Here is an 11,286-nt window from a genome sequence, read left to right on the forward strand (position 1 = left end):
AGCAGCACCGCGAAGGTGGCATCCGGGGCGTCGGTGTACTCGGTGATCCACAGCGGCACCCCGAGCTCGGCGACGCCGAACTGCATTCCGAAGACCGCCGACAGACCGCTCAACAGCAGGTATCGGGGGTCGCGCCAGGGTGAACGACGGTTCCAATCCTTGCGCTCGGCGGATGCCGCGGCTGCGGCGCGGACGTCGATCGATCCGGTCTCGGTACGGAGGTTCTTGATGCGGGCACGAGCCGGTGCGTCGACCGCCGAGGTGAGGCGCAGCAGCGGCAGCGAGCCCAGGGCGCAGAGCAGCCCCGCGCAGGCGATGACGACGCGATACGCCTCGGGTGTGCCCAGCACGAGCGCGATCGCCGCGATGCCCGACCCCGCGGCGATGGCGAGATTCGTGACGGTGCGCAGCACGGCTCGCGCGTGCACCCGCTTGTCGGGCGCGAAGCCGCGGGCGATGATCGCCGACCGTGCCGAATGCCCGAGTGTGTCGAAGAAGCCGGAGAGACTCGCGAGCAGCAGGGCCGACACGAAGTCGCCGACGAACGCGTATGCCGCGAGCAGCACACCGCCGGTCATCTCGAACGCGAACGCGAGGCGTCTGGCGCTCCAGCGGTCGGCGAGCCACCCGCCGAGGAACGACGCCACGACCCCGCATCCGCTCGACACCGCGAGCACCACGGCGGCCTGGGCGGGGGAGAGACCGATGACCTGGGTGAAGAAGAGCACCGTCACGGCGAGGAAGACGCCACGGCCGACGCGAGACACGACGGTGGCGGTGACGAGGGCTCGCAGCACAGGGTCGCTCAGCCAGGCGCGCAGGCGGGCGATGAATCGTGGCCGTGACGTCTTCTCGGCGGCCGCGCTTGAGGCCCCGGTCTCAGACTCGTCTCGTGCCTTTCCGACCTGGTCGGGATCGGGGCTGGGCGAAGACACCCTTCATCCTTTCACGGCAGCACTGACGCACCTGTCGCACACCGGTATGCGTTCGGGACGGACTCCGATTGGCCGCCATCGGTCGCCTCGGTTAGCGTGGGCAGGTGGTCTCCAGCTATCTCGCCCCGAAGGGCACCCCCGTCACCCTGCTCGAGTTCGAGCACGCAGGGTCGACGCTGATCGCGGAGACCTTCGGCGAGGGACCGCGCACCTTCCTGCTGCTGCATGGCATCGGCATGGGTCGCAGCGTCTACCTCGACGTGGTGCAGCGCCTGCGGGGACGCGTGATCGCCCTCGATCTGCCCGGATTCGGCGAGGCGCCCGAGCCCACTCGCACCCTCACCATGGAACGCCACGCAGACCTCGTGGCCGCATACCTGCGCCATGCCGACGAGGGGCCGGTCGTCGTGATCGGGCATTCGATGGGCAGCCAGATCGCGGCGGAGCTCGCGGCCAGGCATCCCTCGCTCGTCGAGGGCGTCGTGCTCGCCGGGCCCACTGTGAACAAGGCGGCCCGCAACCTCGCCGCGCAAGCGAGCTATCTGCTGACCGACCTCGTGGGTGAGCGGCCGCTCGTGATCTGGCGCGGGGCCCGGGAGTATCTCCGCGGCGGCCCGCACCTGATCCGCAAGATCAGGGCCACCATCGTGCACGAGCCCGAGAAGGCCTTCCGGCGCATCGACTGCCCCGTGCTCGTGCTGCGGGGAGAAGACGACCCGCTGGCGCCGATGAGCTGGTGCCAGGAGATCATCGACGAGATTCCCGGCGCCGACCTGCAGGTCATCCCCGATCACGGGCACGGCACCCTGATCACGGATTCCGCACCCGCTGCGCGCCTGATCCAGGGCTTCGCCGACGGCCTCTGATCCGGTTCTCTTCGGGCTGCCGCCGCAGTCCGGTTCACAACTCAGCATGAGTTCGCCGATGTTGGCGATATCCGTACGAGATTGCCTCTCAGCGCCGGCTCATGCTGAATCGTGAACGGGGACCATTGACGAACCTCGGTCCGAGAACAGAGATGATCTGCTCCAGGGACTGTCGCACCGATGCCTGGTCACCGAGGATGTCCTTCGCGAGGGGCCTAACGGTCACAAACCCGAGACGGGCGGCCGCGATATCGCGCTCGCGATCCTGCACCTGCTTCTCCCACCCCTCGTGGAACTCCTTGCTGTCGCACTCGATGATCAGCCAGCCGTCGACGACGAAGTCGACATACCCGACGCCGTCGAGGTACACCTGCGTCTCGTACGCCACGCCCATCGTCCGCAACAGCAATCGCATGAACGTCTCCGGCCCCGAGCCCGCCGACGGATCGACGAGCGCAAGCAACGGGTGGAATCGCGAAGGAAGCGACATGAACATCGTGGCCAACTCATCGCGCGTCAGGATGCCATGGTGAAGGACGCTGTCCAACGTGGCGAGCGCCTCTCGCGGTGCCTGGCAGAGCACAGAGTGCGCGACGGCGTCGATCAACGGAGCCGCATGAAGGCTCTCGCGCACGCTCGTCAGCACCTTCCAATGGAGCACGACCTTTTTCTCCTTCGGAACCCGTAGACGAGACGACCCCGGAGTCACGAGCACATGGAGCTCTCGGCAGCGGAACACGAAGATCCCCAACAGCGCGAGAAGAGATAGGCAGGACACCCGCCCGCCTACCCGGACTGCCGTGACGATGTCGGGGTGCGTCGAGGGCAGCGCGTATCGGTCGCGCCGCACATGCACGAGTTCCCCTCGGGCCACCGCCTCGGCGATCATTCGACCAGTGAATCGCCGGCTCGCCAGATCGGATCGGGTGAGAACGGTGCGCGCGTAGGCTTCGTCCACGCGCTGGGCGACGGTCTTCTCTTTCTTCTCCATCGCAGAAGTGTGCGGATACCGAGGGGCCCGGCTGTGCATGGATCCTGCAACGCGGGATGAACCGCGCCCGTCAGAGTTCAGTGCAGGAGGTGTCGCACTATCGTCGTCGTTCCGCTACTCAGCATGGATCCGGAGCACCAGCGATTCCCCTGCTCCGTCAGCCTTGTCGGCGCAGTCTCATGCTGAATTGTGAACCGGGTCAGCCGAGCAGGAGACCGCCAGGGTCAGCCCGCGCCGGGAGGGGTCTGCTTCGAGTCGGCGAGCTCGTCGACGACCAGGCTGCGCTCATCGGTGGTGCCGTTGCGGTAGGCCTGTCGGCCCACGATGTGCGCAGACAGCGGCGCGGTGGCGAACTGCATGAGCACGATCGGGGCGACCAGCAGCACCCCGACGAGAATGCCGCCGACGGTGCGCTGCGACAGCGCGATCGCGAGGCAGATGAGGATGAGCCCGAGCACCTGCGGCTTGGTCGCGGCGTGCAGCCTCGACGGCACGTCGCGGAACCGCAGCAGACCGACTGCTGCCGAGAGGCAGAGCACCGCTCCGAGCAGGATCAGCACGAGGATGCCGACGTCGATGACGGCGTCGGGAACGGCGAGACCGAACACGTTCATGGGGTCGTGTTGTCCCTTCTGGCCACGAACCGGGCGACCGAGATCGAGCCGAAGACGCCGACCGCGGCGATGATCAGCAGCACCGGGATGTTGCGGGTGTGACCGTTGATGGCCATCTCGGCCCCGAGCACGCACATGACCTCGGTGAGCAGCACATCGGATGCGACCGCGCGGTCGAGGATCGAGGGACCCCGCACGATGCGGATGATCGTCAGGATCGCAGCCGCCCCGAAGACGACCATGATCGCCAGCATCAGCACGTTCATCGGGCACCTCCCCTGGTCGGCCTGTCGGCAGTGTCGGCAGTGGCCGCGCGCTCATCGGCCTTGAGGGCACGGTACTGGTCGGGGGCGCCCAGCGCACGCACGACCCTGCGCTCCCACCGCAGCACGCCCTCACGCTGCGCCTCGACGTCGGCCATGCTGCGCACCCCGATCACATGCAGGTACAGGACCTGGCGATCGCGGTCCGCCTCGACGACGAGCGATCCGGGAACCAGCGATGACACCACCGACACGTGGGTCATCATCAGGTCGTCGGCATAGCGCAGGGGCACCGCGATGATCGCGGCACCGGGCTGATGACGGAAGTCGAACACCTGCACGGTCACGGCGACCGCGCCGCGCAGCACCGCGAACAGGAACTGCACGACGAGCAGGGCGGCGTACCAGATGTTGATGCGGCCCGATAGCTCGACCGTCGGCAGCCGGAACACCCGGGTGACGAACACGGCGACGACGAGACCCGAGATGAAGGCCAGCACGGTGAACTGGCTCCACAGCAGCATCCACAGCACGACGAGCCACGCGAGGAAAGGCAGCTGCACGCGGATGTCCCGCCAGAAGTGACGGCCGGTCTCGGTGGGGCTCATCCGTCGACCTCGTCTTCCAGCTGGATGAGGCTCACCGGGTCGAGCAGGGCCTCGCCGATGCGGTCGCACAGCGCGTAGAGGGGGCCGGCGAAGACGGTCAGCGCCACGGTGACGCCGACCATGCCGGCGGTCGCGACGGTCATGATCCTCGGGATGCGGCGACGCTCCTGCTGCTCGTCGGCCGCGGGCGCGTTGCCGAGGTAAGAGATGCGCCCCTCGGTCTCTGCCGAATCCTCTTCCTCGCGCCAGAACGCGAGGTTCCAGGCGCGCATCAGCGCATAGAGGGTGAGCAGCGAGGTGACGATACCGCCGGCGATCAGCACGATCATCAGGGGTGTGCCGACCGATGCCGCCGCCTCGAAGAGCGCGAACTTGCCGATGAACCCCGAGAACGGGGGCAGGCCACCGAGGTTGATCGCGGGGATGAAGTAGAGCACCGCGATCACGGGCGCGACCTTGAGCAGACCCTTCACCCGCAGGATCGACGTGCTGCCCGCTCGGCGCTCGATGAGACCGACGGCGAGGAACAGGGTCGTCTGCACGATGATGTGGTGGACGATGTAATAGACGGTCGCACCGATCGCGGCGGGCGTCGCTATCGCGAGACCGAAGATCATGTATCCGACGTGGCTCACCAGAGTGAACGACAGGATTCGTTTGAGCTCGGCCTGCGCGACGGCGCCGAGCACCCCGACGATCATGGTCGCGAGCGCGATGATCAGCAGCACGGTGTCGATGCTGTTGTCGGCGAACAGCTGCGTCTCGGTGCGGATCAGCGCGTAGACGCCGACCTTCGTCAGCAATCCGGCGAACACCGCGGTGACGGGTGCGGGTGCGGTCGGGTAGGAGTCGGGCAGCCAGAACGAGACGGGGAAGATCGCCGCCTTGATGCCGAACGCGATCACGAGCATGAGGTGCAGCACGAGCTGGGTCTCTTGTGGCAGCTCGGTCATGCGCTCGGCGATCTGCGCCATGTTCACGGTGCCGAGGGCGCCGTAGATCATGGCGATCGAGGCGAGGAACAGGATCGACGAGACCAGCGAGACGACGATGTAGACCGCTCCGGTGCGGATGCGGGACTCGGTGCTGCCGAGCGTGATCAGCACATACGACGCCACGAGCAGGATCTCGAAGCCGACGTAGAGGTTGAAGAGGTCGCCCGCGATGAAGGCGTTGAAGATGCCCGCGGCGAGGATCAGGTACGACGGGTTGAAGATCGAGATCGGGGTCTCGTCGGTGCCGTCTGCGGCGCCCTGGCCGATCGAGAAGAGGAGCACCGCGACCAGCACGATGCTCGAGATGAGCACCAGGAGCGCGGCGAGACGGTCGACGTAGAGGACGATGCCGAAGGGCACGGGCCATCCGCCGACGGAGACCGCGAGCGGTGCCCCGGCGTCGACGGCCACGAGCAGCACGGCGGCGATGACCGAGACGACCACGAGGGTCGCGACGGTGACGAAGGCCTGCAGTCTCGGGTTGCGGCCGAAGATCAGCGTGATGGCCGCACCGAGCAGCGGCAGTGCGACGAGAAGGGGGACGAGGGCGCTCATCGGCGGTCCTCCTCGTCGTCGTCGGTGTGCTCGGGTGCGCTGTCGTCGGATGCCGTGTCGGCCGCCGTGTCGCGGGCGGCATCCGCCGCGTCGGTCTCATGGGCCGCCGCCGCGTGGGTGTCGGCGTCGGTGCGGAAGTCCGCGGATCGCGTCGATCCGTCAGGCTCATCCGCCCCCTCGGACGCGTCATCGGGAGGTGCCGATTCGCCCGAGAGGACGGCGGCGGCATCATCCGCATCCGCATCGCCATCCGCATCCGCATCCGCATCCGCTGAACCCGAAGCCGACCGGGAGGCCATCGGACGATCGGTCGGCGCGTCGTCGTGGATCGCGGGGTGGTCGCGCATGTGCAGCACCGTGATGGGCGATGTCTGCACGCCCACGAAGTCGGTGGTGGCCTCGTCGTCCGCCTCGTCCGCCTCGTCGTCCATGAGGTCTTCGTCGGCGTCGGTGCGCTCGCGGAGCGCGATGTCGGCCTCGTCGTCTTCGACGGTGTCGGCCTGGCCCAGCTGCCACGAGCGGTAGATGAGCGCGAGCAGGAAGGCCGAGACGGCGAACGTGATGACGATGGCCGTCAGGGTGAGAGCCTGCGGCAGCGGGTCGCTGAGCTCGCCCTCGGTGCCGAAGAAGGGCGCATTGCCCGGCACTCCCATGACGATGAGCAGCAGCAGGTTCGTGGCGTTGCCGAGCAGCAGGAAGCCGATCAGCACGCGCGTCAGGCTGCGCTCGAGCATCGCGTACACACCGCATCCGAACAGCACGGCCATGATGACGATCAGGGTGAGGGAGACATCCATCAGATGGTCACCCCCCGCTCGCGGAACTCCTGCGCCTGGCGATCGACCTCGGCACCGAGGCTGCGCAGCACGTCGAGCACGAGCCCGATCACGACGAGGTACACGCCGACGTCGAAGATCGTCGAGGTGACGAACTCCATGTGGCCGATGCCGGGGATCTCCCACTCCCAGAAGTTGCTGGTGAGCGGGGCGAGGCCGAAGAACAGCGGCACGACGGCGGTGCCGACGGCGAGGATCAGACCGGTGCCGAGCAGTCGGCCGGCATCGGTCGGGGCAGCGGCCCCGAGCTCCCAGCGCCCACCCGCGACGTAGCGCATGACGAGCGCCATGCCCGCGACGAGACCGCCGGCGAAACCGCCGCCCGGCAGGTTGTGCCCGGAGAAGAGCAGGAAGATCGACACGACGATGATCGTGTGGAAGAGCACGCGCACGATGACCTCGAGCAGGATCGACCTGTTCTCGGGTTTCATCTTCGGGCCCCCGACGAGCCAGGCGCGGGGGCTGCTCTCGTTCTCGTCGGTCTGGAAGCGCACGCCCTCGGTCGTCCCGACGAGCGGGCGGCTGAGCGTGCGGCGGCGACGGGCCTTGGGCAGGGTCTTCGTCGCCGCGAGCATGTCGGCGCGATGGGTGACGAACACGAGCGAGGCGACGCCGGTCGCGGCGAGCACGAGCACCGACAGCTCGCCCATGGTGTCCCACCCGCGCAGGTCGACCAGAGCCACGTTGACGACGTTCTTGCCGTGGCCGATGTCGTAGGCGAGCTGGGGGAACGCCTCCGAGATCGGATCCGCGATGCGCGACTGCGTCGCGACGATCGCGACCAGAGCCATCGTGAGGCCGACACCGACACCGAGCAGAGCGCGCGGGATCCGCCCGACGGATGCGTTGTGCTCGCCCATTCGAGCGGGCAGGCGTCGCAGCACGAGGGCGAAGGTCACCATCGTCACCGTCTCGACGAGGATCTGGGTGAGGGCGAGGTCGGGAGCGCCGCTGGTGGCGAACAGCACGACCATGCCGAGACCGGTGATCGAGACCAGCACGACACCGGTGTACCGCTTCTGTGCGCGCACGGCCATGACTCCCGCAGCCGCCATCATGGGCGCGACCACGATCTGGGCCGGGGTATGCCAGGCGGAGAGCTGGAAGCGGTCGATGTCGCTGGCGACCAGCGCGGTCACCTCGGCGGCCACGAACACCACGAAGATCGTGCCGACGTACACGGGCAGCGATCCGCGCTGGGTGAGCGTCGTGCTGAGCACCGAGAGACGGTCGACGCCGCGCACCACCAGGGAGTACACGTCGGCGGCGGTGAAGGGGATGAGCCTCGCCTTGCGGTCCCATCCGGTGCGCAGCGTCAGCAGGATCACGCCGGCGCCGAGCAGGATCGTCAGGATCGAGATGCCCAGGGCGGGCTCGAGCCCGTGCCAGAGCGCGAGATGCCCCGGCCCCTCTGCGGCGATGCCTTCTGCATCGAGCCCCGGAGTGGCGGTCAGCGCGTATCCCTGCAGGGCGACGTCGAGCGCGGGGGCGCCGATGCCCGCGGCGAGCGTGACGCCGGCGAGGATGATCGGCGCCGAGAGGAACCCGACGGGAGGGTCGGGCCACGCGGTGTCGGGCAGGCGATCGCCGGCCGCGTCGCGCTTGGTCCAGAACGCTCCCCATAGGAAGCGGATGCCATATGCCGCGGTGAGAATGGATCCGAGGCTGACGCCGATGATGGCGACGAGACCCCAGGGCGATCCGTGCAGGGCGTCGTCGAGGAGCGCCGTCAGGGTCGACTCCTTCGCCACGAATCCGATGGTCGGGGCGATCCCCGCCATCGAGGCGATCGAGATGAATGCCGCGGTCGCCATGACGGGGGCCTGGCGGCCCACACCGCTCAGCTCGGTGATGTCACGGGTCGACAGCTGCCGGTCGATCACGCCCACGATGAGGAAGAGCGCCGACTTGAACAGCGCGTGCCCGATCACGAGTGCCAGGCCCGCGAGAGCGGATGCCTGGGTGCCGTAGCCGATCACGATCGAGAAGAAGCCGAGCTGGCTCACCGTGCCGAAGGCGAGGATGCGCTTGAGGTCGGTCTCGCGCAGGGCCTGGAAGCCGCCGATCAGCATCGTGACGATGCCCAGCGAGATGATGATCGGCCGCCAGGGACCGGTGAAGGCGAAGATCGGCGCGAATCGCGCGATCAGGTAGATGCCGGCCTTCACCATGGCCGCGGCGTGCAGGTACGCACTCACCGGGGTGGGCGCAGCCATCGCGCCCGGCAGCCAGAAGTGGAACGGGAAGATCGCGGACTTGCTGATGGCGCCCACGAGCAGCAGCACCACGGCCGCATCGACGATGGGGCCCGTCGGCGCGAGTTCGAGGATCTCGCGGATGCTCGAGGTGCCGGCGTCGACCACGAGCAGCACCACGCCGACGAACATCACGAGCCCGCCGAGGGTCGTGACCAGCAGCGCCTGCAGGGCGGCTCGTCGGATGGCCGCACGACGCCGATAGTGGCCGATGAGGAGGTACGAGAGGATGCTCGTCACCTCCCAGAACATGACGAGCATGACGAGGTCGTCGGTCAGGACGAGGCCGTACATCGCACCGGCGAAGCCGAGCAGCACGGCGGCGAACTGCCCGATGCCCGCGGAGTCGTCGTGGAAGTACCAGCGGCAGTACAGCAGCACGAGTGCGCCGACGCCGGTCACGATCAGCGTCAGCACCCAGCCGAGCACGTCCATGTGCATCGACAGATTGAGACCGAGCTGCGGGATCCACTCCACCGACACGAACGGAGCGGGTCCGTCGAGCACCTGGGGCGTGAGCACCAGCGCGTGGACGAATGCCGCTGCGGGAATGAGAGCCGCGATGGCGAATGCCTGAGATCCCAACCATCGCACCAGCGCGGGCATCACGATCGACCCGAGAAGGAACACGGCGAGGAGCGTCAGCATATACGCGGCTCCTCAAAGCTCGTCGGCCGGGGATGGGCACAGGCGGGCGGGTGTCGGAATCGAGTTTACCTTGATATTTCGCGCTTTCGGGCCGATCATGTCGGCGTCGGATCGCGCAAATGGTCGGTTTCCCCCGGTTTTTCGGGCACTTTGCGCGATTCGGATCGCGAAATCAGATCATTCGGATGCGTTCTCGGCCCGCCGGGCGAGCGCCGGACCGAGCCGGTCGTACGAATTCTCGATGTGAGTGCGCATCGCCTCGGCGGCCGCATCGGGGTCGCGGCGGCGGAGCGCCTCGAGGATGCTCTCGTGCTCGCTCACGGTGTCGTCTTCGAAGTCGTGGCGGAAGTTCAGGCGGTACAGGTGCATGTGCGAGCGCAGGCGGACGATGGCCTCCGAGAGCAACGGGCTCTGCGCCTGTTCGGCGATCAGGTGGTGGAAGTGCAGGTCCTCGTCGATGAACCGACGGTAATTGCGGAAGCTCTCCTCCTCGTCGGGAGCGGATGCCGTGCGCATCTGCACGACCGAGTCCGCGAGCTCGCTCTCGATGTCGTCGTCGAGATGGGTCGAGGCGCGGCGCGCGGCCTCCGGTTCGAGCAGCTCGCGCATGTCGTAGAGGTCGCGGAGCCCCGCGGCGTCCAGCAGGGGGGCGGCCACGTAGCCCTTGAGCGCGCGCTTGGCGACGAGTCCCTCGGACTCGAGGCGGGTCAGCGCCTCGCGCACGGGTGTCGGAGAGACGTCGAGGTCGCGGGCGACCGCGTCGATGTTCACTCGCGCGCCCGGCTCGATGACCTGATCCATGAGCAGCCCGAGCACGGCGTCGTACACGTCGTCGACGAGCGCGCGCCGCGCCGGAAGCGGCCTCGGTCCGCGTGCCTCGTCGTCGCCGAACATGAGTCTCATCGTAAGGGGTGCCCTTCTCGGCCGATCAGTCCGCGATCGCGGAGCTCGTCCCACGCCTCCTCGGCGACGGGTCGCGCGATGAGGCCGCTGTTGCGCGCGACCTGCTCGGCACTCGCACCTCCCATGACGACGGCCGCCACCNNCGGGGCATCCGTCGCGAGGATCCCCGAGTTGAACACCGCGGCGGCGAGCACCGTCACCCCGTGTTCGTGGGCGAGCGGCAACAGGTCGTCTGCCGCCGATCGGTCGAGCAGTGTCCAGCGTCCGGCGACCATCATCACGTCGGCGTCCGTCTCGCGCACGAACCGCGCGAGCATCGCGCTCTGGTTCATGCCGGCGCCGAACGAGCGGATGACCCCCTGGTCGCGCAGCTCGCTGAGAGCGGGGAATGCGCCCTCCAGAGCCTCGCGCTCGTGGTCGTCGGGGTCGTGCACGAGAGCGATGTCGATGCGGTCGAGGCCGAGGCGGTCGAGCGACTGCTCGACCGCCCGCAGCACGCCGTCGCGCGAGTAGTCGCGCACGCGTCGATGATCCGCAGGCACGTCGAACAGGTTGTCGATGTCGGTGCGACCCGCGGCATCCTGCGGCACCAGCAGGCGACCGACCTTGGTCGAGACGATGTACTCGTCGCGCGGGAGTTCGCGCAGACTCTCGCCGAGACGTCGTTCGGCGAGGCCGAGACCGTAGTGCGGAGCGACATCGAAGTACCGCACGCCGCCCGCCCATGCGGCAGGCACGATCTCGGGCCACTCTCTCTCATCCAGCGACTGGTAGAGATTGCCGAGTGCCGCCGCTCCGTACGCGGCGGGCGGAGCGG

The 11,286-nt window shown here is 68.1% G+C and carries 10 protein-coding genes and 1 pseudogene; 1 reads left to right on the plus strand and 10 read right to left on the minus strand.

What is annotated here, in order from left to right:
- A partial coding sequence (locus J7E68_RS02780; RefSeq protein ID WP_215169658.1) for an MFS transporter occupies nucleotides 1–935 on the minus strand: 935 nt, incomplete at its 3' end.
- Between the two features lie 104 nt (nucleotides 936–1,039).
- Here J7E68_RS02780 and J7E68_RS02785 point away from each other — a divergent pair.
- Complete coding sequence (locus J7E68_RS02785; RefSeq protein WP_215169660.1) at nucleotides 1,040–1,801, plus strand: alpha/beta fold hydrolase; 762 nt, start codon at nucleotides 1,040–1,042, stop codon at nucleotides 1,799–1,801.
- Nucleotides 1,802–1,889: 88 nt separating this feature from the next.
- Here J7E68_RS02785 and J7E68_RS02790 read toward each other — a convergent pair whose 3' ends face one another.
- From J7E68_RS02790 to J7E68_RS02830, 9 genes and pseudogenes are all read right to left on the minus strand, one after another.
- Nucleotides 1,890–2,792, minus strand: coding sequence for a hypothetical protein (locus J7E68_RS02790; protein ID WP_215169662.1), 903 nt, complete (start codon nucleotides 2,790–2,792; stop codon nucleotides 1,890–1,892).
- A gap of 224 nt (nucleotides 2,793–3,016) precedes the next feature.
- Nucleotides 3,017–3,406 carry a monovalent cation/H(+) antiporter subunit G gene (mnhG, locus tag J7E68_RS02795; protein WP_215169664.1) on the minus strand — a complete coding sequence of 130 codons (390 nt, stop codon included), beginning with the start codon at nucleotides 3,404–3,406 and terminating at the stop codon, nucleotides 3,017–3,019.
- On the minus strand, nucleotides 3,403–3,672 hold the full coding sequence (locus tag J7E68_RS02800) for a monovalent cation/H+ antiporter complex subunit F (RefSeq protein ID WP_215169666.1): 270 nt from the start codon (nucleotides 3,670–3,672) through the stop codon (nucleotides 3,403–3,405). The genes mnhG and J7E68_RS02800 overlap by 4 nt, the downstream gene beginning before the upstream one ends.
- A complete protein-coding gene (locus J7E68_RS02805; RefSeq protein WP_215169667.1) occupies nucleotides 3,669–4,277 on the minus strand; it encodes a Na+/H+ antiporter subunit E in 609 nt (202 codons plus the stop codon). The genes J7E68_RS02800 and J7E68_RS02805 overlap by 4 nt, the downstream gene beginning before the upstream one ends.
- On the minus strand, nucleotides 4,274–5,827 hold the full coding sequence (locus tag J7E68_RS02810) for a Na+/H+ antiporter subunit D (protein ID WP_215169669.1): 1,554 nt from the start codon (nucleotides 5,825–5,827) through the stop codon (nucleotides 4,274–4,276). The genes J7E68_RS02805 and J7E68_RS02810 overlap by 4 nt, the downstream gene beginning before the upstream one ends.
- Nucleotides 5,828–6,114: 287 nt before the next feature.
- Nucleotides 6,115–6,624, minus strand: a pseudogene (locus J7E68_RS02815) (Na(+)/H(+) antiporter subunit C); the annotation flags it as partial.
- Nucleotides 6,624–9,566: a Na+/H+ antiporter subunit A gene (locus J7E68_RS02820; RefSeq protein ID WP_215169671.1), complete on the minus strand. Its 2,943-nt coding sequence runs from the start codon at nucleotides 9,564–9,566 to the stop codon at nucleotides 6,624–6,626. The gene J7E68_RS02820 and the pseudogene J7E68_RS02815, both read right to left, overlap by 1 nt.
- Nucleotides 9,567–9,743: 177 nt before the next feature.
- Nucleotides 9,744–10,460, minus strand: a complete 717-nt coding sequence (locus J7E68_RS02825) for a GntR family transcriptional regulator (RefSeq protein ID WP_215169673.1) — start codon at nucleotides 10,458–10,460, stop codon at nucleotides 9,744–9,746.
- A 5-nt stretch (nucleotides 10,461–10,465) separates the two neighbouring features.
- Nucleotides 10,466–11,286, minus strand: an 821-nt coding sequence (locus tag J7E68_RS02830; protein ID WP_215169675.1) for an aldo/keto reductase, incomplete at its 5' end; no start/stop codon positions are given.

This window comes from Microbacterium sp. ISL-103, from assembly GCF_018613995.1.
Classification (GTDB): domain Bacteria; phylum Actinomycetota; class Actinomycetes; order Actinomycetales; family Microbacteriaceae; genus Microbacterium.

Excerpts from the sequence above, each read along its gene's own strand:
- J7E68_RS02790 (WP_215169662.1), bottom strand. The coding sequence starts at position 2,792 with ATGGAGAAGAAAGAGAAGACCGTCGCCCAGCGCGTGGACGAAGCCTAC.
- mnhG (WP_215169664.1), bottom strand. The coding sequence starts at position 3,406 with ATGAACGTGTTCGGTCTCGCCGTTCCCGACGCCGTCATCGACGTCGGC.
- J7E68_RS02800 (WP_215169666.1), bottom strand. The coding sequence starts at position 3,672 with ATGAACGTGCTGATGCTGGCGATCATGGTCGTCTTCGGGGCGGCTGCG.
- J7E68_RS02805 (WP_215169667.1), bottom strand. The coding sequence starts at position 4,277 with ATGAGCCCCACCGAGACCGGCCGTCACTTCTGGCGGGACATCCGCGTG.
- J7E68_RS02810 (WP_215169669.1), bottom strand. The coding sequence starts at position 5,827 with ATGAGCGCCCTCGTCCCCCTTCTCGTCGCACTGCCGCTGCTCGGTGCG.
- J7E68_RS02820 (WP_215169671.1), bottom strand. The coding sequence starts at position 9,566 with ATGCTGACGCTCCTCGCCGTGTTCCTTCTCGGGTCGATCGTGATGCCC.
- J7E68_RS02825 (WP_215169673.1), bottom strand. The coding sequence starts at position 10,460 with ATGTTCGGCGACGACGAGGCACGCGGACCGAGGCCGCTTCCGGCGCGG.